This is a genomic window from Sphingomonas panacisoli (assembly GCF_007859635.1).
GTDB classification, from domain to species: Bacteria; Pseudomonadota; Alphaproteobacteria; order Sphingomonadales; family Sphingomonadaceae; genus Sphingomonas; species Sphingomonas panacisoli.
Map to the genome: position 1 here is coordinate 383,263 of NZ_CP042306.1, position 25,073 is coordinate 408,335.

Consider the following 25,073-nt stretch of genomic DNA (forward strand, 5'->3'; position numbering starts at 1 on the left):
TGCTCGCTCCAAGCATCGAGCAGAGCGAACAGGCCATATCTTCAGAGTCGCCGGTGATGGCGGCTCGCCGGTCCCGTCGAGATCGGTTGGCGGGGGCGTGCCTCGTGGAAAGGGGGCCACGTGCCAGGAACGTGGGGCATAGCCGACGGTCCCGCGGCCGAGGCAGTGATGGAAGACTAGCTGCGCGCCTAGGGGCGATGTCGTTGCGTGACCTCAAGGCAACTGGCGACCCGTTAACGACACGCTGGCCCGGCAGGTAACGCCAAACCTGCTGCGACTGGCGCTGAGTGAAAGCTGCAGGCAACAGCAGTTGGTGGCTGTGTCGCACGACAGAGCGACCCGGCGGGGTCACGCGCGCGAACCCAAACATCAGCTCAACTCTGCAAAGAACTTTTGCGATCTCGAGCGATCGAAGTTACGCTCCCAGTCCTCGCGGTATTGCTGGCCTGAAGACATTAGTGGGCGGGCGGATTGCCTATGCGATGACCAGTAGCGTAACGATTGGCCCCGCGCGTCATGGGACTTTTCTGCACCTGCAGTTCAGTAGGTTAGCTCGCTAGAGCATTGATTTAGCGACATAACGTCAAAGTGATGAGGCGACCCGTTCTTAACGATGATGGAGCCTTGAGGCGACGGCGATCGCGCTAGTCGAGGCCAAAACACCTTTAGACCGACGTAAAAATCCAAGGCGAATTGCAAATCGCTGTGTGTCGTTTGTGTGACGCACCGCGGGGAGCGGTAAAGCATCGGCCCGTATTTGTTTATTTAGCTTCGCATACGGCGTAAATCACTGCCATTGCGGTTGTCGGTAACGTAACCGATGATCCCTGATGCTGCGACAGTTATGTTGCAGTGAAGACGATCAATATTAGTATCCGAAGGACTATTGTATTTGAGTTTTACCTTAGTTGATCGTGAATAGCTTTGCGGGCTTATATTAATCCATTAGTCGGTAGAAATACTAGCGCTAACCGCGTTTCTCATGATCGCTTTATTTGATGAAATTACGCAAGCGCACCTTTCGACGAAGTGCGCCTTGTTCGCGCCACACGGCGTGCCGCCAACGAATTAAAACTACTTCAGGGAGAATTTAACATGCGGGTTTCTTATCTCAACAGAGGTTTTCGCGCAGGAAGCTCGCTAAACACTCTCGCGGTGGTCGGAGCAGGCGCCGCCATGTCGGCCTTTTTTGCGCCTCCTGCGTTGGCGCAGGATGCTGCTGCCACGCCGACCACTCCGGCAGCTACGACGGCACCAGCAGCTGACGATCAGACCGACGGCAATGATATCGTGATTACCGGTACTCTTTTTCGTGGTGCGAATGGTGCGAATATCGCATCGCCGGTTACCACCGTCACCGCCGACGATCTCAACAAGCGTGGCATTAGCACTGTGCAGTCGGCGCTTCAGATGCTGGCGTCTAACAATGGGCCAGCTCTCACCAACTCGTTTGCTGCCAACGGCGCGTTTGCTGGCGGCGCATCCTCAGTTTCATTGCGCGGCTTGTCAACTAACTCCACACTTGTGTTGTTCGATGGGCTTCGCGCAGCCTATTACCCACTCGCCGATGACGGCTCGCGCAACTTTGTCGATCTCAACACAATACCCGATGCGATCGTTGACCGCATCGAAGTCCTTCGCGATGGCGCCTCATCGAGTTACGGTGCTGACGCGATCGCGGGGGTTGTAAACGTCATCACGAAGCGTCAGGTCACTGGCGTCCAGGCGACGGTAGAAGCTGGGATTACCGAGCGGGGAGACGCTGCCAATCAGCGTCTCAGCCTTACTGCGGGAATTGGTGATCTTTCGACGCAGCGGTTCAACGTCTACGTCAACGTTCACTACCTGCATCAAGACATGCTCCACAATCGCGACCTCGGCTATCCCTATAATACGGCAAACCAGACCGGGATCTGCTTCGACGGAAACTGTGGCGCCGACCTTCGGGCAAACTCGCCATTAAATTACGGTGGCGTGTCAGCCTCTGTGCCAATCTTCTTGGTGCGTCCTGCCAATCCAACGACGTTCGCTGCCATACCAGGTAGTCGCTACCAGTTCCTAAATCCAACGAATGGCTGCGGTCGCTTTCAACCGTATAACCCAACCGCTGCCGAGCTAGCGGGCTTTCCGAATTCTCCGACAACGGTTTGCGTTCAAGATCAGGTCGCTGATGGCAACATAATCGAGCCTAAACTAACGCGGCTCGGTGCCTCCGCGCGCGCAACGATGGAGATCGGTGACCGGACCCATGCCTATGTTGAATTCAATTTCGAGCAAAGTACCGTTTCCTATACAGGGTACGGTTTGGCGGGTCCGTTTCCTACAAATTCTCTGGTACGCGCTCAAGCACCGGCCGGTATCCTCTATCCAGCGTTCAGTACCGCAGCCGTTGCAAGCGCTGCGACCGCGCCTGGATCGGCTCCGCTCGCGTTACCAGTTTACATCTGTCCGCGTTTGACGGTCGGGGCTTGTACGGCGGCGAATGGCACCCTTAACCCTCAAAATCCATTCGCCGCTGCGGGACAAGTCGCATTGGTACTGGGCACTACACCCGACCTCAGTCAGTTCACTGCCACACGTAGTCGCGCTTATCGCCTGGCTGGCGGCATTAATGGAACATTCGGCGACGAATGGGACTGGCGCGTGGACGGTGTCGGCATGGTGAATGACCTGCGCCGTCAATTCTCTGGCTACGTCTACATCCAGCATCTCCTGGACGTCGTCCGAGACGGCTCGTACAACTTCGTCAACCCGTCTGCCAACACGCAGGCGGTCCGCGACTATCTCGCCCCGACATTATTGTCGAACGCAAACTCGGAGATGTATCAGCTCAACGCGACGCTTACGCACGCGCTCTTTAACCTGCCTGGCGGTCCGCTTCAGTTCGGTATCGGTGGAGCGGTCCGCTATGAATCGGTTTACGCGCCCAGTGCCAACCCCGATTACAACGGACCGACACAGCGGTATTTCAATGTGAACGCATTTGGCACGATTGGACATCGTTGGGTTCAATCAGGCTTCTTCGAAATAAAGGCGCCGGTCTTTGACCAGCTGTCGCTCGAAGGTTCGGGTCGCTACGATCATTATTCGTCCGGGCAGTCCAACTTTTCGCCAAAGGCAGGTGTCGTGATCAAGCCGGTCCGCGGCGTTCTACTGCGCGGTTCGATCTCTGGCGGCTTCCGCATTCCCTCCTTTGGCGAAACTAGCGCTTTGCCAACGACCGGCTACGTCCCTTATTTCACGCAGCTACCAGCCGCCTATTTAGCCCAATTCAGCAACCCTGGCGTGACGTGCACAGCTTCTTCGCCAGCAAACTGTTCGGTCTACGTAAGCGCGTATACTGTTGGAGAGAAAGCAGTCGCCAATCCAGCCTTGAAGCCGGAGAAATCCCGCAACATTACCCTTGGCGCAGAGTTTAAGCCCACTCGCTGGCTTACACTGTCGGGCGATTACTATAACATCCGGAAAACAGGCGCGATCCAGCCTGCGCCTTTTGGTGACGCACTGAAGCAATATTATGCTAACGGCACAATGAAAGCTGGTTACACGTTTGAGCTAGCTGCGCCTGACGTAAATCATCCCCTCGCACCGCCAGTGGTTGCCACCGTCGGTGCACCGTTCATCAACGCCAATAAGATTGAAACGGAGGGGGTCGAGTTTGGTGCGCAGTACTCCATCCCGCTCTTTGGCGAGGTTCGGCTGTCCGGGAATGCGGAAGCCGCATATGTTATCAAGCTTAATACCGTTTACGCCGACGGCCACGTCGAGCGGTACGTCGATACCCTCGGAAACTTCAATCTGACATCCGGGTCGGGTACCTTCCGCTGGAAGGGATCATGGCAGAACACGCTGGAATTTGGCAAGATCGGCTCGCTCACTGCGACGGCCTATTATACAAACGGCTATAATTTGTCGGCCGACGATCAGAATAGTGGCCGTTGCACCGATCCTGATCCCAACAGCGGAAATTCGGGACTGGACGGTGGATTGCAGCCGTGTCGGGTTAAGCCATTTTTTAACCTCGATTTGACCGGTGAAGTGAATGTCGGCGAGCGCTTCACATTTTATGTGAACGTGCTCAACGTACTCAATACAAGGCCGCCGCTCGATACGGTGACCTACAGCGGCTATTTGTACAACTCGGTACAAGCCGAGCAAGGTATCATCGGCCGCGCATTCCGTGCCGGCGTAAGGGCCAAATTCTAACCAGCCCAGATTGATAACGAAAAAGGCGGAGTCGAGCGGCTCCGCCTTTTCACCTATCGTTCTTGTGTCCGCCCAGCTTCGGCGGGTTTCAAGCAAAAGCGCTGTCATTCGAGTGCTACTCGCCGCCGAAAAACGATATGAAATAACTCCTAATCAGCTGCTCCACACCGGGCCGGTGCCGGTCGCCATTGTCCGCATACTAGGCAGCAGCTGATGCCTTGATTGATTCAAATCCTTGACGGACTAACCCGGTGAGTCCACCGGGCAACAGCTTCGCAGGGAGACGAACATGGCTGATGAACTGAATGCTGTTGAGCTCGCAACCGAGCTTACGATCGCCTGGCTGGGCAATCCAAATACACGCGCGACTGCGGAAGAAGTCCCAGCGTTTCTCGCTCAAATGCATAGCGCCGTTATCGGTCTATCCGGCCCTTCCGCACCACTGCTCGAAGAACCCACAACCGAATACGAACCGGCAGTATCGGTTCGGAAATCGCTTGGGTCCAAAGACCATCTTATCTCGCTGATTGACGGCAAGCCCTACAAAACCTTGCGTCGACATCTCGCCACTCACGGTCTGACGCCGGAGCAGTATCGCGAGCGCTATAATCTAAAGCCGGACTACCCAATGGTCGCCGAGAGTTATTCATCTAGTCGCCGTGAGTTGGCCAAGAAAATCGGTCTTGGCCGTAAACGGAAGGCAGCTGACACTGTAACGCCCAAAGCGCCTGCTGCTCGAAAGCCTCGATCGTCTACGAAAAACTAACATCGTTGTTGGAGCGCGGCCGTGCAGGTTGGTTGCCCCGCGCGGCCACGCTCAGTACCTGAAATATGTAGTTGACGTCGCCAACGCACTCCACCGGATTCGCCATCATAGCGTCAGCTGCTGTTAGACCTGCCCATATTGTCAACACGCTGCCTGTTGGGGCGTCAAACTATTCTCCCGCAACTACTTACAACTCAGTGAAGACACGTAGTTTGTTAGCGAGTTGCGAGTGGGGCGGACGATCAGGGCAGCCTTTCGGACTTATGCCGTTGTTCGAAGCCAGGTTCGACGTGACCGCATTTGAGTTTCTCGGCGATCTGCGTTGGATGACCGCTCACAGCTAGAAATCCGTTAATCAACTCGGGTGGGACGTCGTGCGCCCATGCGTAGAGCATTTGGTTGCCAAATACGTGGCGGTCTTTGCGCGACAGTGGTGACTCATCCGCGAACATCGCGAGTAAACCGAGCTTGAATGGGTTTTTGAGCGCCTCTTCGACAAGCCGGCTGGGCCGCGCGTCGGCTCTAGGGTTTAATCGGAACACGCCGTCCTGCCCCGTTTCAATGTAATGCGCTAACAAGCCATATGCTTGACGCTTGAACCAGGCGTTTGGGCTTTCCTCGCCTTTCTCCGCCGCCATCCCTTTTCGCGATTGCCACTCGTCCAGGATGGCTTGAGCCCATGCGTTGAACGTTTTCGACGCGTTACGTCGCTCCACAACAGTCGTTGGCAACGGCGGCAATCCTGCGGCCCAGTTCACGTTACGGCCTTCGACCATTGACCCCTCGATCAGTCACTTGACGTCCCACTACAATAGGACCATGAGGTCGATCACGCAAACGTCCCATTGCAATGGGACGGCGTAGAGGAGGAAAATATGAACGGCCAGTACCAACTAATCACCCCGCCGCATTACTCGGAGTCTCTAGCCAACATGATAGTCCCCGCGTTTACCCTGGCACTCCGCTATAGAGATCTGCTCGAGGACGCTCCTGTTTGAGAGCAGGTGATCGCAAAGATTGCTGCCGCGTATGGCTGGGGAGGGACGCCCGCTCTCCTCAACGGGGTCAGTATATATGCACGTCAGTGCATCCGGCAGTCCTTTCATGAGCAGGGATTGAAGAGCGGTTTTATTCGACCGAATGAGAGTTTGGTCGTGGTAGAGCTCAAAAATGAATTATGGGCCACATCGGCGAACGAGTGTGAATTCGATGTGGTGAAATGCCGCGAAGATACGCATGCTGCACTCTGCAAGATAATACCCGATTATGTAGCGGTGCTTCAGCCGCGTCCTAATCCCGAATTACTAATGGATGACGGGAGTTTCGCGATTGAAAATTGAGTTTTCGTCTTGGCTTCAGGCGACGGCGTGGTCGATCGCCTGTTGGACCCTCCGTCGGATTGGCAAAAGTTCGTCGATTTAAAAAGCGTGCAAGGCGTGATGGACTGGCATCAAGTTGAGCCAACGCAGGATGGGATTACTTGGGGCACGGCGACACTGCTCGAATCCTCTGGAGAGATTGATGATTGCGAGCCGGCGGTATCGCTGCGGCAAATGCAAATCGAATTAATGATGAAACTGCCCGATGTCGTATTTGGTCGAGGGGCTGGGCGGGAGTTGTGTAATCATGCGATCCGAAGCGCTAAGCGAAAGTGCAAAGCTGAGGCTGAAATATTGCCCTACAAGCTACATTACGATGAGCTGGCGCAAATGGTGACCGAACTCAACGTCGCGTTGGAAAAGCCAGAGTGGAACATCCCGTTTTTTCGATCCTGATAATGTAGGCCGAGGTCGGGTACGCCCCGATCTCGGAGGTCGTCAGGCTGATCGTCGAACGCTTTGGCAAAAGGCACTGGCCGCAGCCAAGTATGCTCGGCTCCATCGTTTGAACGCTGTTAAAAGCTTTGACCGATCTGGTGCTGATTAAATTGGCGCTCACAGCCACATCGTTGCCCTGCGGCGGCGTTTCAACTATACTGGCTTCACGCTGTGAAAAAGCCACAGCGTGGGGCGTGAGAACCCCATCGTTAGTTACTCGGTCAACAGCTTGCTGACGGCCGGGTGGCATGCGCGCATGTCCAGCCGGCAACGGTAAAGGCGCATGCGCCTGCTCTAACGACGGGTTCTCAACATCCGGCTTCGGCCGCCGCCCCGAGAGGAACATAGGGGCGGCTAGGCGAAGTACTGCCGCCCATTTTTCTAGGAGCGGCATATGTTATCAGTTTTACTAGCGACGGCGGCTGCGGGGGTCACACTCCCTGCCGAGACACCACTCCTGTGCCTTGATGGCACGGGCACTTATCAGCCAGTTCAGCGCACCAACTATGGTGCGTTCAAACAGGCGCTTCGCCGGCAATTTGGCTTCACCGCAACGCTCACCGTGAGCGACGACACCAACGGCCGCCTGGTGTTCCGCGGCGGCGTACGTGGTGCTGAAACCATCACATATGCGGTCGAAGCCAAGGACGGCGGTATCGCACTGACAGCTATGCACGTGCGCCTGAAGGGCACGTCCGAGGACCTCACGGGCAATAACATGTGCTGGCGCACGTGGAGCATCATCAACGGCTGACGCGGGCGGGGGCGCGACCAATGACCAAGCTTGTTCCTTATGACCCAAACGAGAAAGGCGGCCCCAAAAGCGGGCCAGAGCCGACCGACAAAGCCGAGCATCACTACCATTATTACGATCACCGCACTTTTGTTGCTGGGTCTCGTCCACCGGAAATTGAAGAGCAGGAAAGTGATGAGCCAGAGGCCATCCTGCTACAGTGGCAAAAGTGGGCGTTGGGCATCATTGTCATTGTCGCGTTCATTTGGGCGTCACAGTTCATGACCGTGACCACGGTGATGAACACGGTAACTGAAATGAATACCGCAACGTATACCGACGACGGTCCGCCGAGTGATGATGTTATCGCTGCCGGTGCGACGCCCGCTCAGTGCGAGGGCACATATGTGTTTGTAGCCCCCAAGGACGGGCCAGCTGCTGACTACGTCACGCACAGCGTCCAATTTGGCCGGGGGAGGCTGCGCATTGTGCGTACTGATAACAGCACTGAAGTTCAGCCCTATCAGCTCAATGAGCTGAACGTGATTGCGGGTGACGGCACTCAATATATATGCGCTTCAGACGGTACCGCCCAGGAGAATGTCGTGGGAGTAAATGGCTCACCCGTCACGCTTGATCTCCGCCACGTACCGCAACAGGATATCTGGGCATACCTCAAAGCCAACGGGCTGCTCGAGCGTTATGTTCTGGCGGACTCGCAGCGGGAAGAGCCGCAAGGCGACACTGGCGGCGGCACGGCTGCCGGTCAAAGTGAGCCGGAAAATATTTTAGTGCCAGCCGAGTAGGGAAGGCCCGCCAGCTCAAAGCTGGCGGGCATCACCATGACACTTCTAAAAGCCCCAGCGTTTCGAACGGGAGCATGTAGGCATATGGGTCCCTAATTGTTTGATCGAAACAGTCCCATATTGCCCAGTGACCAAACTTTCGCTGGCCCTCGATAAGTACGCCACGCAATAAAGCGTTGTGATCCAGGTCACATAATTGGCGCTCACCAATCCTGATGCATCTGTCGCCGAGCGGCGTGCGGCCAAAGTGCGTGACACCCGCCAATATCTTGCCCGATGAAATGATCCTGGTGTGGCGGAAACTGCCGCGCAGGAACTCCAATGCTTGCTCGTAGGAGACGTCTGCGAGCATGGCGAGGGCCGCTACGCCGCAATCACTTTCCGTGCGCTGATAAACGGTCTTCATCAGTCTGCTCCCACAGTCGCGTGTCAATTCCCTTGGCCCGCCCTTCACGGTCACTACCGTGGCGGGGGGAGGGGGTTGAACACTTCGTTCCAGGGCAGCGACCCAAACTCTTTGGAATTAAGGAACCCATCAGCGCAGGCGCGCCAGAGAATCACGTCGATCGTCGCGGCACGGTAGCCCGTGAGGATAGCAAGCCGCTCACACATCCTCCGCGCGGTCGAGCCCTCGCCTTTAGCCAGCCGCATGATGTGGACGTCTGGCTTTACGACATTGAGCGACAGGTTCTTGGCTAGGTGATAACGGGTGGTGGGCCCGATCCAAGGCAAGGTTTCCAGGAACGCAATTTTGTTTTTCGCGACCTTGTAGGCCTCGAACAGAACTTTTCTGTGCGCCCATATGTGGTCGATGGCGGCTGCCTTGCCTGGGTGGCCATATACTTCCATCACCGACCGCCGCCGTCGCAGCGCACGCATACATTTGCGAAAAATGGCATTGGCAATGGCAACGCGCATGCCGCCATTACAAATGACATAAATGGCCTCCCGCGCAAACACGCCACAGTCGCGCGGCGGCTCAACATTTTCGCTCCAATTGATCATGTCGCCATAGCCCCTGGCCAACAGGGCGGCTTCGATCTCTCGGAATTGCTCCAAGGTTATATAGGGCCTTCCCGTCCGCGGCGCGTTTTCCTCGAGTTTGCGAATATGGTCAGCGCTGAGCCGTTTTTGGCGGCCCAGCTTGCGGCCTGCTTGCTCGCTCATGGTCAATATTCAGCCGCAAGCATCAAAACTAGACATCGGACGGTGACGCTGTCGTCCGTTGGGTCGGGTGAACCGCCCGTCAAATCCAAGTTATAATAGTCAATTTTCCAGAACACTTTCGAGCCACGCCAATCAAGCGAGCCAAAATCATTCTCTCCATAAGGGTTTTCGTCGCGCGTAAAAGTGTTGTAGTTTCTGACTAGGGAAAGCAGCTCGTCTGGCGCACCTTTGCTGAGCTTAATAATCCCTGGAGTAACGAAGAACCGCCCGCGTGTTCTCCCTTGGCGAAAATCATCGTTGAGCTTTGCGACACGAGCCGCATGAGTTTTGGCCTTGCTCATGCCTTCAGGGCATGACTCTGCAATCGCCGTCATGGCGTTGTTCCTTTCTCGCAATTTGGTGGGGTTAGACCAGCTTGGTCAGGCGGCGCTGGGCATCACGGTCGCCTACGATATACCGTTCAGTTGTGGTGAGCGACCGGTGGCCGGCTAGCTCTTGGACGTCGCGCAGTGATGCGCCAATTTTTGGTAGGATGCGTGCCGAGCGTGTGATGAATGTGCGGCGCCCGGAATGCGAGGAACAGCCCAACAATCCGAGTTCGACATACACGCCCTTAAACCAATTCACCACGGAGCGCGGGCGCATATGGCCGTCGCGTTCTGACCGCACCACCGGACCGCTTAATGGTCGTTTCTGCTCGACATGAAGTTGAGTGAGCGCGAGTTTCAGGTCGGGGTTGAGTGGTATTCGTCGACCTGACCCGTTCTTTGCAATCTGCCGCGCGACACTCAGCTCATCAGCTAAGCGACCGCTCGGGGTCAGGGTCATTTCCCATGTCAGCCCAGCAATTTCACAGCTGCGTAGACCAGCCTTGAAGCTTAGCAGGACGATGACGCGGTTACGTTTTGGGTATCTAGAATGCAGGACGTGCTTAAGCACACGACGCACGTCGGCACTCTCCAATACCCTCGCGGGTTGGCGCATGAGGTACTCCGATTTTTTGGAAAAGCTGTGCCAATTTGCGCAGCCATGTCATCGTAGCAGAACGTAGAAAAAATGTCAAATAATGGCCGTAACGGACCTAAATTTGACAATTGCGCGATACCTCAACACATTTCGTGGCGGGAGCTGCCGCATGGCTGCAACTCGACATTGTAATACACAGATCATGACCATTCATTTTGCTCAAACTGTCGATCCTGTGGGCACAGCGCGCGTTTTGACGCGCCAATGAGGGGTTTTCAGTTCACGGGATTTTCCAAATGTTTCCAACTGGCACCAATAAGCGGAAGGCCATCATGGCGACCGCCAACGATAAAATTGATGATTTTGGCAAGCTGATCGAGCAGGCAGCGGCGTCGCTCAAGCTATCACCCAAGTTGCTGCGCAGAACGCGGGCGCTGCTAGGTACGCCCGGCGTTCAGGGCTATGTGCCAGCGTGCGACATGGAAGCCAGGTCCGTGGCCACTGAGGCAATGGTCGACGTGCTCAGCGCAGCGTTCAAAGCCGCGCCGCTTGGCCGCCGCTACTACTGGCTGACATTTGCGCCGGACTGCGGGAACACGCTCGACCGACGTCCTGTGGTGAACCGCAAAAAGCTAAAACGCCTAATCGATAAGGCAGTGCGCAAGCTCATGTTGGATGGCGTGGCGGCTTTGGAGTTTCAGGCTATCACAAATTACCCGCGCCAGGGTTTGGGACGCGCCATCAATTTTCATGGGCACATGTTTGCGTGGACCGATGATCCGAACTTTGACCCCGCGACGGCTCAGCACGCGCTGAATGAGTCAAGGGCTTGGACATCAGCACTGACCGTGCTGCCCGTAAAAATTGACCCTGTCGTCCACGCGCTCGCCGACATTCGTCGGCTGGCGGCATATATGCTCAAATTGCCGTATGAAGCCAAAACGCTCAAGCCGTCTCGCGAGCATCCCGGCCGGAACGTACTGGTGTCGAGGCTGAACGGTTATCGTCCAGAGCTCGCGTTGCGGCTGATGGAAGGGCTGTCGCAAATCAAATTGACGGACCTTGTGTTTGGCGTGGCATCCGGCACGTGCATGGTGTCGGCTTGGCGGCGGGATCTTAGGAACGCGCTGGACGTCGCGCGTCGAGACAGAAAGCTCGCTAAACCTTTCAACGTCGCCCGCCACTGGCGTAGGGTGAATGATCGACGCCGGAGCGACAATTACGCGCCCTATGAATTCCGCGACGATGGCGCCAGGCCGCCATTACTGCCCTTTATCGTTTCGACTTCGACTCGCAGAGCCTGGCCGTCGCTGGATAACATGGCTCGCTCACGGCCGCACAAGGCCGGGCGCCCACCATCAGGGCCAACGTCGCGTCATTTCAGCCCTGGTTTTATCAAACGGTGGCAGGAACGGGGAAAAAGGGTTCAGGAAGCTTTGCGCAAAGTATCAACAGCAAGCGGAAATCATCAGCTGGATGGCGGCATCTAACGGGGCTGCTTGACCAAACGTCGCGCTATGACGACTTCTTGGATTGATCCCGAGGCGCATATCGCCGGGTGGCCTCGTCGTCTATTTTGCTCATGCGGCGGCGCCATTCGGCCAACTCGAGCTCGGTGGGTGCGGGCTGTCCCTCTACTGGCTCCGGCAAATCATAGGACAGGAATAAACGGAGCATGATGCGCTGTAGCTGCTGGTGACGTTCCGGCGTGGCGAGCGGCCCGCCATTCTTTTCCTGACGAAAAAACTCGCTCAAGTCGGCTGCGCATTGCTCAATGACCGTCTGATCGGCCGTACCTGATTTCAAAAATTCTTGATCAATCAGTTCGATTAATCGCGCTAGAGCCGCGTCGATTTCTTCTCCCTCGCCCATCATGCCCCCTTCCGTCGAGCGCCCAATGCTCAGAGGGATAGACGGTTGGGCAGCATATTCCCGTAGTCATGTCCTTGTAGGTTGGCGTTATTTTCAACGGGAATGGCGTGTCGGGCTTTCACCCCGAACGGGCGTGCGAGCCAATCAGCGCCGGCGCGTCACGAGGCGCTCGTGGAAACACAGGGAGCACACATCATGGCGGCGCTCAAAGTCAGAGCCGGCTAAAGCCCGTGCTCGGAGGCCAGCTGATTGCGTTCTCGGTAATCTCAAGGGGTCAGCCAAACATGCGTCTCAGACTTGCGCTGGTGCCAAGCGCGTGACGAACATTCGGACACTGCCTCATTGTCCCGTCGACATATTCGGACCACGTAGCCTGACGAGCGGCGACTCTCACAAGAAAGAGATCGACGCGATCATTCAAATTGAATGCGCATTGTTGCGTGACCAGGCTCCATTAAATCGCGGGCGTTGTGGGAACGAAAGTTCCCGATGTGGCATTTTCGCTCAATGCCCAACCCTCAGCTTATCTCAGCTATCACCCTGGGAATGGAGGACCTCGCACGGTCGCGTGCGTTTTACGTTGAAGGCTTTGGTTGGACGCCGGTCTTCGAGAACGAAGAAATTGTGTTCTATCAGATGAACGGCTTGATGCTGGGCACATGGCTCAAGACTTCGCTCGCCAATGACGCAAAGCGCGGCGACCTCTCTGGCCTTAGCGCTTTTACCCTTGCTCATAACGTTGCTGACGAAAACAGCGTCCAGCAAACGGTCGAGCGCCTTGTCCATGCCGGCGGCAAACTGCTCCGCGCGCCTGACGTGCCGCCGCCGGGCGGCCTACGCGGGTATGTTGCTGATCCGGATGATCACATCTGGGAGATTGCCTTCAACCCAGCATGGACAATTGACGAAAGCGGGTGGGTTCACTTCGGCGTTTGATATCGGTGACGGCCTTTGCTCCAGCTGAATTCCCGGGCCGACTACCAGAAAATGCAGCCGCTTCCCGACGGACTTGGGACAACACTGCGTGGTGTTCATGAGCTCGCATTGGATAACGGCGCTACGCCCGTCGCAACGTGTGATAGGCCTGCATAACCCTCACAGGAAAGTGGTAGTCATTAGTTGGTCGCTGCGGCCGTCTTTGAGCTTTCGCGATACCAATCAGATCGCGGCTGTCCGTACCCGTAAGGATCTGAGGTGGCCGCAGCACCTCACTGTCAAGGCCTTGACGCCGCGCCATTAAATGCGCTTTTTTGTTGGCAAGCGCGCTGTGGGGAGACGCGCGAGTCGATTGAGGGGGATGCAATGAAGTATGTTGTGGTGAGCGCGCTTGTGGGCGCTGCTCTCGTGCTGCCTGTGTTTGCGCAAACTGCGCCCGTCATCAACGCCGTCGCTGTTGTGCTGCCAGCTGACACTGTTGTCGCGGTGACGCCTGTCGAGGAAATTTCATCGAAGAAGATGAAAGAGGGGGAGACGCGCAAGTTGCAGGTTGCAAACGACGTCGTGGAAAAGGGCGTTGTGATCATCCCGCGCGGGGCGCCCGTTACCGCGACCGTTAGCTGGCGCACGGGCAAGGGCATTGGCGGCAAGTCAGCAAAGTTTGAGTTGACGTTCAACTCAGTGACCGTGCGCGGCAAGGACTATGCGCTTAAGGGCAAGCACCGCCAGGAGGGCAAGGGCAACACGGTGGGCGCTTTGCTTGGTTCTATGTGGATCAGCGGACACTCTGCCGTCATGGCGTCCGGGCAAGTGGTGAATGCGTTTACCGCTGAGCCCATCCCGGCAAGCTGATTAGCGGTTAATCGATTGGCGGGGCGCAAGCCATGAAACCACGTAAATGTACGCAATGCGGCAGCGCTGACCTCATCGATGACGTTGGCTATGCAGTATGCACATATTGTGGCGTCAAGCTCGTGCCTGAGCAGGGTGACAAGCCTGTCAGGGACACGGCCATTACACTGCACGACGACATCCAAGCGCTCCTTGTGCGCTGTCGCAATGAGCCCGTCGCGCGAAGGCGCCTCGCCAATCTCATTCTCGACCTTGACCCAACCAATGCTGAAGCGCGCGGGTACCTACGGTAGCGGGGTAATATGAAAAGCAAGGACGTCGCGAGCAATTATGGGCTGGAGCCTGCATTGTTCGATAACTGGCTCAAGGAAGCCCGGGCAGTCCCATACAAAACGGGCTTGATGGGCGGGCTGACGATCGAGGACGGCGTCGATATCGACGACGTTGTTGATCAGTTTCGACAATACCTTGTCGATTATGAAGCACGCATGACTAGCGAAAACGCGGCAAAGTTGCGGGCTGATGAGGAGGCTGCATTGGCGGCGCAGGAAAAGCAGCGCGCGCTAGCCAGCATGTTGATCACGTCAGGCTTCAGTTTTGACGGCTACACGATCACCAAATATTCCGGCTACATTTCAGGCGATGACGTCGTTCAAGTCGACCGTGGGTCGCAGGGCTTGTTTTCACGTGCGACCAACGTGGGCGAAAGCCTAATGGCGTCGCTGACTGTCATAAGGCGCAACGCACTCGCTGAGCTTAAGGAAGCCGCCTATGAGCTGGGCTGCAACGCCGTCATCGGGGTTGATTTCGACTATTTGACGCTCGACCCTGAGACGGTGAATGCCAATGGCGGCACACTCTATATGCCCTATGTGTTTGGCGTGACTGCCAACGGCAATGCAGTCGTGATCGAGAAAAACTAAGCGCCACAGGGGCGGCTGGTTCAGCAGCCCATCGTGGTGAGGCAGTCAGCGCGTTGCGCGCAGCTAGGGTATGCCAGCGCTCAAGACCGCTTGCTTAAAGCGACAGTTGGTGCGGCCTGAGCATATCAACTGTCTCAGTCAGTCCAGCTGCTTCCATCGCAATCAGCAACCGCTCCGGCGACATTTCAGGGCGCTTGAACCGCGTGCGCATCCTTCGGATCGCGGCGACGGCACGGCCAGCATCAAGCGCAATCGTGTCGGCCAGGAACGCATCAGTGGACCGTGCTTCAATATTCAAGTCGTTGAGCAAGTCCTGAGGAAAGTCCTTCAAATTGTCGGTTACGAGCGTTGCGGCTTGTGTTTTGAGCGCCGCCGCTAGGACGTGCGCGTCCTTAGGGTCCGGTAACCCGCAAATGCCCATCAGCCTTTCAAAGTCAGTCACCATCGCTTCCTCAAACGCGGCTTCCATACGCGCACGTTGACTGGCAGCCTCAGCCGCCGCGTTGGCAATGCCGCGCTCCAACAGGATCGCAGCAATTGCCTTTTCAGTTTCATCCAATACGGGCTGTGACCAGCGCAGCCGGAAAAACTCAGCCTCAGCCAGCGTGAGCAGCAAGTTACGTTTGAGCACGCCCACTAGCGCGCACGCGTCAGCAAAAGCCGTGTAGCGGTTAGCAAACACGGGCGTTACAGCAATTTGGCGTCCGCCTCGGCTAATGCGTCGAGGGCGCCCTGGCGCTTGCCGTCACGCGCTTTTTTATACGCAAACAGGTCCTGCGCCCTGATGCGGCGGTGGCGGCCCACTAAATGGTGCGCAATGGCACCCTTATCGATGAGCGAAATGAGGTATGGGCGAGAGACGTTGAGGATGTCTGCTGCTTGCTGTGTGGTCAGCATTTGGCTGACGGGCACCAGGGTCACGGCATCACCACGCCCAACATGGCGCAACACTTCCATCAGCAAACTCGACAATGCCGGCGTCAGCGTAATCTCGGACGCCTTCTTGTCGTCGTCCAACACGCGCAACGTCGTGCCGCCCGTTGCATGAGCAGCAATAATTTGGCGCAATTGATTGGCCGCCGCCTGCTCGCTTGCGGACGGCAGGCGTGCGCCGAGCTCCTCGGCGAAAGCAGGTAATGTCATCGGGGGCGGCTCCTATTGACGCTATTAAATATGCGATAATCGCAATAAACGCAATAAGTGAAACGGGCGGTAACGGCCCTGGTTGCATGTGGCGCCCGCTAACCAGCTGGGCGCCAAGCGCTGTTCAGCTATGCTTTTGGGCAGGGAAAAGCTTGCGACAAAGCCACCAACACAATGCTCGCGGCTGACCTGTCGCGCACCTCGGGGTGGTCGCTCAAATATTTTACAACGACGTCTTTTTCCTGGCCCAGCGTCACATTGCTTGACGTACAAACGCTTGAGCCGCCGGCAATGCCCTGAATGGCCGCGAGCATGTCGCTGGCGCCGCCCACTAAGCCCAAGCACAACCCGACATCAGAGTCGCCGGGCGGCGCTGTACAAAGCTTATAGAGCTTATTGCCTGTATAGAACGTGCCCATGCTGCTTGCCGCCAGCGTCAATGCCAGCCCAATCACCGCGGCGCGCCCTTGGGCAAGCTTGCCTCCAGTTCGACGCAGCGAAAGCGTACGGGCGCCAGCATGCCCTGATGAATGCGGCCAATAATTTGAACGGCGTCATTCCGGCACGCCGCCTCTGACGCATAATGCTGCTCAGCAACTTTGGTCATCCAAAATTGCCAGGGGCCGTCATAATCGACGGCATCAGGCGGCGCCTGGTAAATAGCCAATATTAGGATCCACATGTGCCCCTCCATGGCGTCGCGTGACCGTGATTGGACGCGTCAACCAACACGTTTTGCCGCCCGCCTGCCACCTTCACGACGGGCAGCGCGCCCGCTCGACGCCATCATCATCGACCGTCAAGCGGCCCCCGCTCACACTAAGCGTATAGCTCATCGCCTGCGTCCTATCGCCCTCATCCGTCAGCACGCCAGTGACCATAACGCGCGTGGCGCTGAGCATTTGCACAGACGCCACGTCCAAAATGGATTCATAGAATGTGAGCTTGGTCGCCGTGACACTGACCACGCTGTCGTCTGTGCCCTGACCACATTCCGTCACGCGTGACTGCCAATTGCCAACAAACTGCGCTGGCACGCGCTTCATGGTCACGGGCGGCGGCGGCGCTTTGACGGGCACCAACAAGCCATTGATAGCGTCGGTCATGGCTGACCCTGACACTGAGTCGCCATCAAATGGAATGCGCTGAACGCTGCCGCCATCAAATGTAAATGTCATAATGTGGCAGTCGCGGCGGCACTGTAACTGCCCAATGACTGTCCCGTTTTCCGCAACGCGCTCCAACGTCAACACGCCGTCTTTTTCCCCCAGGAAGCGGTATTGCAGCACGTCGCCGACAGCGCGGCCCTGCTTTTTCTGCTCCTCGGACACCGCCGTCACATACAGATACCGGTCGCCCTCATGCTCTGAATAATATGCCGTGGGCGTCGCAACGGGCTCAGGGGTTTCCAGCGTGTTGTTGTCGCTGGCATCGATGAGATTGGCGACGCTGGTGTCGGGCTCAGTGCATGCGGCAACGGCGCCCGTCGCCAGCAAAACCATGAGCGCCACTACGCCGTCCCTCATTCGACCGTCACCGTTTGCGCATTCACGTATATTTTCGCGGCCTGCGTCATGCCGCCACAATAAACAAAATATACGGGCGCATCCTGGCGGTTGGCTGACTTTGTGAAGCCACCATTGTCAGTAAAGTCACTGGCCGTGCAGCGACCATCCGTGATGAGTTTATGCGCCAGCGTCGCAAATTGCGCGTGGTACACATTGAAGTCGTCGGACCGCTTGACCAACTGCTCATCAGCCGTCGCATTTTTCGCCGGGTCCGGTGGGCGCTTTTTCGACAATTGGTCAGCCCGTACCCACTCAGCCACCATGCTGCCCCTAAAGCCGTTGGCTGGCGCGCAAGCCGCATTACCACTTTTGACGTACTCTGAGCGTCCGTTCACGCATGACGCGTCATAATACTTAGTTGTGCGTACCCAGCCACCTCGACGCTCCAATGGGTCAGCAACTTCCCTGAACACCAATTGTCCAAGCACGCCACATTTTTTCGACGGGCATGTGTGCCGCGCAGCATATTGCTTGGTGTTCCACAACTTGCCTGGTGGGTCAGGGCCCTCGTCGCTGTCGACTGGCACTGCCGCTGTCGGCGCCTCTCGCGGCGTTGGGCTTGTGTCAGTGGCGCTATTGCACGCTGCCAATGTCAACAGCACAGCCTCTGCAACGCACTGACGCATCCTGCTACCCCCTCGCCATATTACTGACGCGTGCCCGTGCGCGCGTCAACAAAGCAGCCAGCAAGCCCATGACAAAATGTGACTTTTGCACTAAGTCAGGTGTCATGCGTCGCCTAGCGGCGTACCGTCAATCCATGTTGCACAAGCAAACTCCATTACTCGTTTGAGTATTGATCGGAACTCCCGCGACGGACGTCTCAGTCCTGAGCCGTTTGACAGCGACGGAAGGCTGTTGGTTGACGAGCTCGTAACACGACGCCTTTTGCGGCCGGCCCTCGCCGCGACACCGGCGTTCGCGGCTTCCTGCCACGAGGCCTCGGCAAGCTGATAAAGTGCCTGGCTGCCAAGCGTCGACCACCGCCAGGCATGGCTTGCCAGGAGCAAGGCATTGGCATTCGCTAGCCGTCATCCCTAACGCGTGATGCCCTTACTTTGAAAAAAACTGCCCGCTTATTGGGCATAAGGCGCCGATATAATTTCCTCCGTGATCGATCCACGATCGATCAAGGGTGCAACCTCTCGACACCGCAGGTCGAGCCATCGATTTGAACAGAGGGCTTTCGTCGGCAATGACCCGAGGTGATCGCTAGAAAATGCTCCTTGGATTAAAAGCGTGGCCGAGATGCTAAGATCTCCGCCATCTATGGTCAGGCCAAACGCTGAAATTGGCACATTTGGAAGGGGATCGCCCAGCAGCACCAATTGTTTCTCTCGCCCCGACGCTGCGGTTTAGCATCATCCCGGAGCGCGAACAGATCACTGCAGCGAGGTTCTTCGGCCGCGCTGAGCGTTGAACAGGCGCCTCATTGCTTCCAACGGGCCGCTCCGAGAGTGTGTCGACTGGATACTGGTCTCTATGAACGGCAAAAGTGAACTGTCGCGAACCAGAGGCTGTGAAAACTTGTGGACCCGTTTTTCGAGCATTTCGATGTGGGATCCGACCGTACCATCCTGTGGCGCGACCGATCCAGCGGTCTGCGCGCCGTACTGGCAATCGACAGTTTGAAACTTGGCCCGGCAGTTGGCGGAATCAGGACCCAAAAATATCCGTCATTTCGCCACGCTGTTGACGACGCGCAAAAGCTTGCCGCCGCAATGACATTGAAGTGCGCAATCGCCGGCCTGGATGCCGGGGGAGCAAAGACCGTCGTACTCGACTACCCGGAATTGAACCGAAAGGCGGGGTTTCGAAGACTCGGGCAATTTATTGATGAACTGCGCGGGGTCTATTGGGCCGCGGGTGATCTCGGTACGACTCTGGACGATCTGGACAGCGCGGCCGAAGTAACGCGATTTGTAAACCGCAATGTCTCGGTTCTTGCGGACGCAACAGCTCGAACCGTTGTTAACGGTATCCGGGCCTGCATCGAGGAGCGCGGTGGATCCGGTCTGGCTGGAATTCGTGTTGCGATCCAGGGCTGCGGCGCAATCGGATCGGGAGTAGCGAGGGCTCTTGCCGCGGCGGGGAGCCGATTGGTTATTTCCGATATAGTGCCGCAGCGGGCATCTCGCGTGGCGGCGCAAACCGGCGGACGCGTGCAGCCTCCGGATGAGATTTTAGGCGCGGACGTCGACATCATCGCACCGTGCGGAAAAGGAGGAACGATCAGCCGAGCGACGCTGGAAAGAATCAAGGCGTGGGGCATTTGCGGGGGTGCCAACAATCAGTTGGCGGAAGATGATGAGACCGGCCATGCCTTGATGGAGGCCGGGATATTGTATGTGCCCGACTTTCTCGCTTCGTCGGGCGCGGTGATCGCCGGCGCAGCCCCGGAACCTGATGGGTCGAGATCCCGAACCCCTTTTGGCCAGCACGTTCGAAACCGCGCGACTTGTCCTGATGGAGGCACGGCGATCACAATCTCCCTCAAACCTTGTAGCAAGAAGATTAGCTCATCGCCGTATCGACGCTGAGCGGGTGGACTCGATTGTAACCGCTCGCACAAGCGCATCAGAACCCGGTACCATCGTGGCAAACCTCTTATGAAAAACATCCCATCACCATGCGGCACCGTGGTTGCGGGATGTTGTGAGAGCCTGCAGCGCAGAAAGTTGTTGGGCTTAGGGATGGCCGCGTTTCTCGCGCCCGCCTTGTCGCAGGGTCAGGATATCAATCATGTGCTTGGAAAATCACCGCGAAAAAGCCGTCTGGTGCTCTTGGGTACTAAAGGGGGGCCGACGCCTTCGCGCTTTCGCGCACCTGCCTCCAGCTTGCTGGTCGTGGGCGAGGATGCCTATGTCATTGACTGCCCTGACGGGGTAGCGGGGCGGCTGGTGCAAGCCGGCGTAGATCTTGCCAAATTGCAGAACATCTTCATCAGTCACCATCATTCGGATCACGTCGCCGGGTTGGGCGCATTGCTGGTACTTGCGTGGGGATCGGACCTCCAGACGCCTTTGACGGTGCACGGTCCGCCGCCACTGAAACGCGTGCTCGACGCCCAGATTGCTGCTAACGCATATGATATCGAAGTCAGGATACGGGAAGAAGGGCGCCCGCCACTCGCTCCACTCATCAGCGGACGAACCCTTAGCCGGCCGGGGATGATACTCGAAACGCCCAATGTGCAAGTTCATTGCGCTTTCGGGGATCATTACACGGTCCCTAGCATCGCTTTCAGATTCGATACGCCGGACCGATCAATTGTATTTTCCGGGGACACGAGGCCCAGCGAAAATCTGATTGAGCTCGCGAAGGGAGCGGATGTGCTGGTTCATGAAGTTATGCTGACTTCGGCACTCACGCAGATCGCTAGCGGCAACGCGCCTGCATTACTGGATCATTTGCGCCGGAGCCACACTACCACCGAGGAATTAGGCCGAGTTGCTGCCGCTGCAGGTGTGAAAACCGTGGTGCTCAGTCATCTGGTGCCAGGAGGCATTCCATCAATTTCGGACGAAATGTGGCTCGAAGGGGTGCGTCGGCATTTTCGGGGAGAGATTATCGTTGGACGCGACATGATGGAGATTTAAGGGAACCATTGGCTCGGATATTGGCGGCACGCCCAACGATCTGTCGCTGGCAATCAAGTTTACCGAGGAACGCTGTGGGTCACCCGAATACGGGTGCGATAATGTTGCGGACTGACCCCGATCGATTTTCGAAATCGCCGCGCGAAAGCGCTTTGGTCCACATAGCCACATTCATGCGCGACCTGGGCGATCGATTTGTCAGTCTCGAGCAACCGAAGCGCCCGGTCGAGCCTGAGCTGCTGCAGGAACCCGCCAGGAGTCATAGCGAAGACGCGCGTGAAATCCCGCGCCAGCTGCGACTTCGATGTGGCGGCCAGTGTTGCCAATTGGTCCAGACGTAGGGGATGATCCGATTGACTGCGCAGTCGCTCGGCGACCTTTGCCAAACGGTTATAAAGGAGATCTCTACCGCCGGGTGCCTTCAGCTCGCGAGACACGCCGGTGACACCGATTGTCTTGCCGTCGGCCGCCTTGACCGGAAGCCTGGAATAGAGCAGCCAGACGGTCTCCGCCCGACCGGTGCTCAACTCCAGTTTGTTAGTGATTGCTTGTCCGCTGGCAAGAACCTGTTGATCGAGCGTTTCGTAGCGTCGGCCAAGCGCACCCGGGAAAAGATCTAGGGCCGTTTTACCGTAAAGATCGCTGGGACGCGCGGCGCCGCACAACCTCGCCATCGCGCCGTTCGCCGCGACATAACGTAACGCGTGATCCTTGACGAAAAAAGGGTTGTGCGGAAGTTGGTCGAACATCTGCTCCAGGAGGTCCAGGTTAGTCTGGCCGATCAAGCGCATGGGAAGTCCTCGTGAATGCTATGCAGATATTCGCATATCAAGCGATCTGAAACATCAAGAAAGCCTGTGCTCCAACGCCCATACCTCGCCTGACAGCGGAGGTTGGGAATGGCGGGCAATTGGGAAACTCAAAGGGATCGAGTCTGGTCAGGGCAGCCGGTGGCGGAAGCCGTCTTGACCCAATGGCTGGCCGATATTCTCGCTGAATGCACCGCCGCCCAGACCTTTGCAGAGACCCTGTTAGACAGTTGCGCAGTACGTTTGCGCGATATTATCGATCACATTGATACCGACGAGTACAACACAATTAATCGCTTCGTCGAAGCCGGATGGATCGAGCTCAATGCCGGCGTCTTTGTCAATCCCGACGGCAATTTTCCGCCTTTGATCCGGGGCACGGCAGGTCAGACAATCCACGTCCGAGTGGAGTCGGTCGAGCAGTTTGCGAAGATCTATGGGCTTACCTCGCCAATCGAGGGCAAAGCGCACGGACCCGCTCGCCTAATTCGGGCGTTCGACGGCGCTCATACCTGCTTCGCGGCCTATGAGCGCAACGGCCATGAAGGATTTGGCATCCCTGACGTTGATGATGCCGATATTCGCAGCGCTCGACTCCATCTGCAGACCTTCCGCAGCCGCCGGCGTCAATTTGACCGGATAGAGGATGGCCTTGAGTACACCGAAGCACTCGTTGATTCTGCGGTCGCCGCGATCGGTAAGCATTGGGCATGTAGCCTGTGGCTGAAGTCAGAAGTCGAATACTGGATGCTGCGTTGTGCGGCAGGACGGATGCAGAAGGCCCGGCAGGACAAGGTCGGAATTGGTTGGGCCAATATCGATCACCACACTTATGACGGATCGCGTCGACACTTTCGACACACGATCCGCATTTTTGAAAAGCTCGGCTACGAACGGCGCGAAATGCTCTACGCGGGGGAACTCTCGGGCTGGGGTAGCCAAGTTCTTGAACAGCCGACAACCGGCAGTACAATTTTCGCGGATGTCGATCTAGCACCAGACGAATTACAGGTCGATTTCGCGCAGGCGTCCCTTCCAGAATTGTCGAAAACGTACCGGGCCGGCACTGTATCTGCGCTGCACGGGGAATCGATTCTCGAAGCGGGCCTCAACCATATTGCGGGGCTATACGATCAGCAGAAACTGAGATTGCAGTTGCACGATCTCGGCTTCGGCATGATGAGCCCATTTTCCGACACGTCGCTGCTCTATCAGGAATTAACACTTGGCGATTGGGTTGCCGTCGATCCGGCCCGGGTTGATGCCCTGGAAGCCATTGGCAACCTCGGGACGGAAGAAGCCGAGCGGATTCGGACAAGCGGTGCGATACTGACGCACTTCGAGAACATCCAGCGCAATGAAGGGTATAAAGGGTTCAACAAGCCGGGAATCGACCGTGTGCTGCGAAAGCTCGACCCGCGCGCATATCATGAGGCGACTCTCTCGGCCGAGGCGGCACGGTGATCGCGCGGGATAAAGGCACCCGACCGGACCTGACCGCCTTCATGGACGAACTGCGCGGCCACGTCAGAGGCCGCGTGGCAACCGATGCCGCCACACGCGATGCGCACGGTCGTGGCGAGGGCCTGCATGAAACCATGGCGCCCGACGCGGTGGTATTCGGTGAAGACAGCGATGACATCGCGACAACTATAAAGTTCTGCGCGAAAGCTGGTGTGCCCGTGATCCCTTTTGGTGCGGGCACATCGCTCGAGGGCCAGGTACAGGCGCTTCGAGGCGGCGTCTGTCTCGACCTGTCGGCAATGGACAGGGTTTTGGAAGTGAGCGTCGATGACCTCGATTGCAGGGTGGAGGCGGGTCTCACGCGCGAGGCGCTCAACGCCCATCTTCGTGACATGGGTGTTTTCTTCCCGCTCGACCCAGGCGCCAACGCTACACTCGGAGGAATGGCGGCGACACGTGCAAGCGGAACCAATGCTGTTAGATACGGCACGATGCGCGACATCGTGCTTGGGCTTACGGTAGTCACACCCTCGGGCGAAATCATAAGAACTGGAGGTCGCACCCGCAAATCCTCCGCAGGCTATGATTTAACCCGGCTCTATATCGGGAGCGAAGGAACGCTCGGCGTTATTACCGAGCTGCAGCTTAAGTTGTTCGGAATTCCCGAACAGATAAGCGCTGGTCTCTGCCAGTTCATTTCGCTCGAGGATGCCGTGAACGCAGTCATCGTCATTCTTCAAATGGGGATTGACGTAGCACGCGTCGAACTTCTGGATGACCGGCAGATGCGTGCGTGCATCGCTTATTCCAGACTCGCACCCTTACAGCCAATTCCGACATTGTTCCTCGAATTCCATGGCTCGCCGGCGATCGTAGCAGACACGACCACGCACGTGCGTGGGATCTTGAAAGCAAATGGCGGCGGTGCGCTGCAGTTGGCGCATACAGAGGAAGACCGGAACAAGCTTTGGAAGGCACGCCACGACGCATATTGGGCGGCTCGTGCGATCGCGCCGGGTTTTGACGGTATTGCGACCGATGCGTGCGTGCCGATCTCGAAATTGGCGCATTGCATCAGGGAGGCAAAAGCGGAGGCTTCAGCAAGCGGACTCCCCCATGCTCTGGTTGGCCACGTGGGAGACGGCAACTTTCATATGCTTATACTGTTTGACCCCAAGTCCGCCGACGGAAGGGGCCGCGCAGAAGCGCTGGCGTTGAACATTGCAAGGCGATCCATTCGTCATGGCGGTACTTGCACTGGAGAGCACGGTATCGGTCTGGGCAAGCTGGAAATGCTCTATGAGGAGCACGGTGAATCGATCGAGGTTATGCGGCAGATCAAGTTGGCGCTTGATCCGAATAACCTTATGAACCCCGGTAAGACGATCCCGTTGCCATAGCTCGCCCGCGAAAATCTGTTGTCGGCGGGCCAGAACAGCGGGGTGA

Annotated in this window: 27 protein-coding genes; 14 read left to right on the top strand and 13 right to left on the bottom strand. The window is 57.1% G+C overall.

Going from position 1 to position 25,073, the window contains the following annotated elements; genetic code table 11:
- The first annotated feature begins 1,095 nt into the window (after window positions 1–1,095).
- Window positions 1,096–4,206 (top strand): TonB-dependent receptor domain-containing protein, encoded by a 3,111-nt coding sequence (locus FPZ24_RS01930; protein ID WP_146569467.1) that lies wholly within the window; start codon window positions 1,096–1,098, stop codon window positions 4,204–4,206.
- A gap of 289 nt (window positions 4,207–4,495) precedes the next feature.
- Window positions 4,496–4,972 carry a Ros/MucR family transcriptional regulator gene (locus FPZ24_RS01935; protein WP_146569468.1) on the top strand — a complete coding sequence of 159 codons (477 nt, stop codon included), beginning with the start codon at window positions 4,496–4,498 and terminating at the stop codon, window positions 4,970–4,972.
- 242 nt (window positions 4,973–5,214) lie between these two features.
- On the opposite strand, the gene FPZ24_RS01940 is transcribed toward FPZ24_RS01935, so the two are convergent.
- Window positions 5,215–5,748: a hypothetical protein gene (locus FPZ24_RS01940; protein WP_146569469.1), complete on the bottom strand. Its 534-nt coding sequence runs from the start codon at window positions 5,746–5,748 to the stop codon at window positions 5,215–5,217.
- Between the two features lie 228 nt (window positions 5,749–5,976).
- Here FPZ24_RS01940 and FPZ24_RS01945 point away from each other — a divergent pair, with 228 nt between their 5' ends.
- From FPZ24_RS01945 to FPZ24_RS01960, 4 genes are all read left to right on the top strand, one after another.
- Entirely contained in the window at window positions 5,977–6,312 is a 336-nt protein-coding gene (locus tag FPZ24_RS01945) for a hypothetical protein (protein ID WP_146569470.1), read from the top strand.
- Between the two features lie 27 nt (window positions 6,313–6,339).
- Complete coding sequence (locus FPZ24_RS01950) at window positions 6,340–6,747, top strand: hypothetical protein (protein ID WP_146569471.1); 408 nt, start codon at window positions 6,340–6,342, stop codon at window positions 6,745–6,747.
- 436 nt (window positions 6,748–7,183) lie between these two features.
- The gene (locus FPZ24_RS01955; RefSeq protein ID WP_146569472.1) at window positions 7,184–7,543 is read left to right on the top strand and encodes a hypothetical protein; all 360 of its coding nucleotides are present in this window, start codon (window positions 7,184–7,186) and stop codon (window positions 7,541–7,543) included.
- Between the two features lie 20 nt (window positions 7,544–7,563).
- The gene (locus FPZ24_RS01960) at window positions 7,564–8,328 is read left to right on the top strand and encodes a hypothetical protein (RefSeq protein WP_146569473.1); all 765 of its coding nucleotides are present in this window, start codon (window positions 7,564–7,566) and stop codon (window positions 8,326–8,328) included.
- A 31-nt stretch (window positions 8,329–8,359) separates the two neighbouring features.
- On the opposite strand, the gene FPZ24_RS01965 is transcribed toward FPZ24_RS01960, so the two are convergent.
- From FPZ24_RS01965 to FPZ24_RS01980, 4 genes are read right to left on the bottom strand one after another with little or no spacing between them, the layout of a single operon-like run.
- On the bottom strand, window positions 8,360–8,734 hold the full coding sequence (locus tag FPZ24_RS01965; RefSeq protein WP_146569474.1) for a hypothetical protein: 375 nt from the start codon (window positions 8,732–8,734) through the stop codon (window positions 8,360–8,362).
- Between the two features lie 53 nt (window positions 8,735–8,787).
- Window positions 8,788–9,495 (bottom strand): hypothetical protein, encoded by a 708-nt coding sequence (locus tag FPZ24_RS01970; RefSeq protein WP_146569475.1) that lies wholly within the window; start codon window positions 9,493–9,495, stop codon window positions 8,788–8,790.
- A gap of 2 nt (window positions 9,496–9,497) precedes the next feature.
- Window positions 9,498–9,869, bottom strand: a complete 372-nt coding sequence (locus FPZ24_RS01975) for a DUF3768 domain-containing protein (RefSeq protein WP_146569476.1) — start codon at window positions 9,867–9,869, stop codon at window positions 9,498–9,500.
- Between the two features lie 31 nt (window positions 9,870–9,900).
- Entirely contained in the window at window positions 9,901–10,479 is a 579-nt protein-coding gene (locus FPZ24_RS01980) for a tyrosine-type recombinase/integrase (protein ID WP_146569477.1), read from the bottom strand.
- A gap of 314 nt (window positions 10,480–10,793) precedes the next feature.
- On the opposite strand from FPZ24_RS01980, the gene FPZ24_RS01985 reads away from it, so the two are divergent.
- Window positions 10,794–11,951 carry a hypothetical protein gene (locus FPZ24_RS01985; RefSeq protein ID WP_146569478.1) on the top strand — a complete coding sequence of 386 codons (1,158 nt, stop codon included), beginning with the start codon at window positions 10,794–10,796 and terminating at the stop codon, window positions 11,949–11,951.
- Between the two features lie 25 nt (window positions 11,952–11,976).
- On the opposite strand, the gene FPZ24_RS01990 is transcribed toward FPZ24_RS01985, so the two are convergent.
- Window positions 11,977–12,333 carry a hypothetical protein gene (locus FPZ24_RS01990; RefSeq protein WP_186728978.1) on the bottom strand — a complete coding sequence of 119 codons (357 nt, stop codon included), beginning with the start codon at window positions 12,331–12,333 and terminating at the stop codon, window positions 11,977–11,979.
- A 489-nt stretch (window positions 12,334–12,822) separates the two neighbouring features.
- On the opposite strand from FPZ24_RS01990, the gene FPZ24_RS01995 reads away from it, so the two are divergent.
- The 3 genes from FPZ24_RS01995 (at window position 12,823) to FPZ24_RS02005 (ending at window position 15,044) form a co-directional block, all read left to right on the top strand.
- Window positions 12,823–13,269, top strand: a complete 447-nt coding sequence (locus FPZ24_RS01995; RefSeq protein WP_240047572.1) for a VOC family protein — start codon at window positions 12,823–12,825, stop codon at window positions 13,267–13,269.
- 366 nt (window positions 13,270–13,635) lie between these two features.
- Window positions 13,636–14,121, top strand: coding sequence for a hypothetical protein (locus FPZ24_RS02000; RefSeq protein ID WP_146569480.1), 486 nt, complete (start codon window positions 13,636–13,638; stop codon window positions 14,119–14,121).
- 302 nt (window positions 14,122–14,423) lie between these two features.
- Window positions 14,424–15,044, top strand: a complete 621-nt coding sequence (locus tag FPZ24_RS02005) for a YbjQ family protein (protein ID WP_146569481.1) — start codon at window positions 14,424–14,426, stop codon at window positions 15,042–15,044.
- A 94-nt stretch (window positions 15,045–15,138) separates the two neighbouring features.
- Here the strand turns inward: FPZ24_RS02005 and FPZ24_RS02010 are convergent, their stop codons facing one another.
- From FPZ24_RS02010 to FPZ24_RS02035, 6 genes are all read right to left on the bottom strand, one after another.
- Window positions 15,139–15,675: a PIN domain-containing protein gene (locus FPZ24_RS02010; RefSeq protein WP_240047573.1), complete on the bottom strand. Its 537-nt coding sequence runs from the start codon at window positions 15,673–15,675 to the stop codon at window positions 15,139–15,141.
- Between the two features lie 56 nt (window positions 15,676–15,731).
- On the bottom strand, window positions 15,732–16,187 hold the full coding sequence (locus FPZ24_RS02015; protein ID WP_146569483.1) for a helix-turn-helix domain-containing protein: 456 nt from the start codon (window positions 16,185–16,187) through the stop codon (window positions 15,732–15,734).
- A 128-nt stretch (window positions 16,188–16,315) separates the two neighbouring features.
- Complete coding sequence (locus FPZ24_RS02020; RefSeq protein ID WP_146569484.1) at window positions 16,316–16,642, bottom strand: Rap1a/Tai family immunity protein; 327 nt, start codon at window positions 16,640–16,642, stop codon at window positions 16,316–16,318.
- The gene (locus FPZ24_RS02025; RefSeq protein WP_146569485.1) at window positions 16,639–16,869 is read right to left on the bottom strand and encodes a hypothetical protein; all 231 of its coding nucleotides are present in this window, start codon (window positions 16,867–16,869) and stop codon (window positions 16,639–16,641) included. Before FPZ24_RS02025 ends, FPZ24_RS02020 begins: the two co-directional genes overlap by 4 nt.
- Before the next feature lie 73 nt (window positions 16,870–16,942).
- Window positions 16,943–17,698 (bottom strand): hypothetical protein, encoded by a 756-nt coding sequence (locus FPZ24_RS02030; protein WP_146569486.1) that lies wholly within the window; start codon window positions 17,696–17,698, stop codon window positions 16,943–16,945.
- Window positions 17,699–17,709: 11 nt separating this feature from the next.
- Window positions 17,710–18,015 (bottom strand): hypothetical protein, encoded by a 306-nt coding sequence (locus FPZ24_RS02035; protein ID WP_146569487.1) that lies wholly within the window; start codon window positions 18,013–18,015, stop codon window positions 17,710–17,712.
- A gap of 1,269 nt (window positions 18,016–19,284) precedes the next feature.
- Here FPZ24_RS02035 and FPZ24_RS02040 point away from each other — a divergent pair.
- Complete coding sequence (locus FPZ24_RS02040; protein WP_146569488.1) at window positions 19,285–20,295, top strand: Glu/Leu/Phe/Val dehydrogenase dimerization domain-containing protein; 1,011 nt, start codon at window positions 19,285–19,287, stop codon at window positions 20,293–20,295.
- A 153-nt stretch (window positions 20,296–20,448) separates the two neighbouring features.
- Window positions 20,449–21,354, top strand: coding sequence for an MBL fold metallo-hydrolase (locus FPZ24_RS02045; RefSeq protein ID WP_146569489.1), 906 nt, complete (start codon window positions 20,449–20,451; stop codon window positions 21,352–21,354).
- 59 nt (window positions 21,355–21,413) lie between these two features.
- On the opposite strand, the gene FPZ24_RS02050 is transcribed toward FPZ24_RS02045, so the two are convergent.
- Window positions 21,414–22,145: an AraC family transcriptional regulator gene (locus FPZ24_RS02050; protein ID WP_146569490.1), complete on the bottom strand. Its 732-nt coding sequence runs from the start codon at window positions 22,143–22,145 to the stop codon at window positions 21,414–21,416.
- 108 nt (window positions 22,146–22,253) lie between these two features.
- Between FPZ24_RS02050 and FPZ24_RS02055 the strand changes: the two genes are divergently transcribed.
- Both FPZ24_RS02055 and FPZ24_RS02060 read left to right on the top strand, forming a co-directional pair.
- Complete coding sequence (locus FPZ24_RS02055; RefSeq protein WP_146569491.1) at window positions 22,254–23,627, top strand: hypothetical protein; 1,374 nt, start codon at window positions 22,254–22,256, stop codon at window positions 23,625–23,627.
- A complete protein-coding gene (locus tag FPZ24_RS02060) occupies window positions 23,624–25,027 on the top strand; it encodes an FAD-binding oxidoreductase (RefSeq protein WP_240047574.1) in 1,404 nt (467 codons plus the stop codon). Before FPZ24_RS02055 ends, FPZ24_RS02060 begins: the two co-directional genes overlap by 4 nt.
- The last annotated feature ends 46 nt before the right edge of the window (window positions 25,028–25,073 follow it).

What these genes read in the sequence shown, in the direction of transcription:
- FPZ24_RS01990 (WP_186728978.1), bottom strand. Translation starts at nt 12,333, where the DNA reads ATGGGCGAGGGAGAAGAAATCGACGCGGCTCTAGCGCGATTAATCGAA.
- FPZ24_RS02055 (WP_146569491.1), top strand. Translation starts at nt 22,254, where the DNA reads ATGGCGGGCAATTGGGAAACTCAAAGGGATCGAGTCTGGTCAGGGCAG.
- FPZ24_RS02025 (WP_146569485.1), bottom strand. Translation starts at nt 16,869, where the DNA reads ATGTGGATCCTAATATTGGCTATTTACCAGGCGCCGCCTGATGCCGTC.
- FPZ24_RS01940 (WP_146569469.1), bottom strand. Translation starts at nt 5,748, where the DNA reads ATGGTCGAAGGCCGTAACGTGAACTGGGCCGCAGGATTGCCGCCGTTG.
- FPZ24_RS02045 (WP_146569489.1), top strand. Translation starts at nt 20,449, where the DNA reads ATGGCCGCGTTTCTCGCGCCCGCCTTGTCGCAGGGTCAGGATATCAAT.
- FPZ24_RS02050 (WP_146569490.1), bottom strand. Translation starts at nt 22,145, where the DNA reads ATGCGCTTGATCGGCCAGACTAACCTGGACCTCCTGGAGCAGATGTTC.
- FPZ24_RS01980 (WP_146569477.1), bottom strand. Translation starts at nt 10,479, where the DNA reads ATGCGCCAACCCGCGAGGGTATTGGAGAGTGCCGACGTGCGTCGTGTG.
- FPZ24_RS02000 (WP_146569480.1), top strand. Translation starts at nt 13,636, where the DNA reads ATGAAGTATGTTGTGGTGAGCGCGCTTGTGGGCGCTGCTCTCGTGCTG.
- FPZ24_RS01955 (WP_146569472.1), top strand. Translation starts at nt 7,184, where the DNA reads ATGTTATCAGTTTTACTAGCGACGGCGGCTGCGGGGGTCACACTCCCT.
- FPZ24_RS02015 (WP_146569483.1), bottom strand. Translation starts at nt 16,187, where the DNA reads ATGACATTACCTGCTTTCGCCGAGGAGCTCGGCGCACGCCTGCCGTCC.
- FPZ24_RS01995 (WP_240047572.1), top strand. Translation starts at nt 12,823, where the DNA reads ATGTGGCATTTTCGCTCAATGCCCAACCCTCAGCTTATCTCAGCTATC.
- FPZ24_RS01965 (WP_146569474.1), bottom strand. Translation starts at nt 8,734, where the DNA reads ATGAAGACCGTTTATCAGCGCACGGAAAGTGATTGCGGCGTAGCGGCC.
- FPZ24_RS01930 (WP_146569467.1), top strand. Translation starts at nt 1,096, where the DNA reads ATGCGGGTTTCTTATCTCAACAGAGGTTTTCGCGCAGGAAGCTCGCTA.
- FPZ24_RS02005 (WP_146569481.1), top strand. Translation starts at nt 14,424, where the DNA reads ATGAAAAGCAAGGACGTCGCGAGCAATTATGGGCTGGAGCCTGCATTG.
- FPZ24_RS01970 (WP_146569475.1), bottom strand. Translation starts at nt 9,495, where the DNA reads ATGAGCGAGCAAGCAGGCCGCAAGCTGGGCCGCCAAAAACGGCTCAGC.
- FPZ24_RS01935 (WP_146569468.1), top strand. Translation starts at nt 4,496, where the DNA reads ATGGCTGATGAACTGAATGCTGTTGAGCTCGCAACCGAGCTTACGATC.
- FPZ24_RS01985 (WP_146569478.1), top strand. Translation starts at nt 10,794, where the DNA reads ATGGCGACCGCCAACGATAAAATTGATGATTTTGGCAAGCTGATCGAG.
- FPZ24_RS01960 (WP_146569473.1), top strand. Translation starts at nt 7,564, where the DNA reads ATGACCAAGCTTGTTCCTTATGACCCAAACGAGAAAGGCGGCCCCAAA.
- FPZ24_RS01975 (WP_146569476.1), bottom strand. Translation starts at nt 9,869, where the DNA reads ATGACGGCGATTGCAGAGTCATGCCCTGAAGGCATGAGCAAGGCCAAA.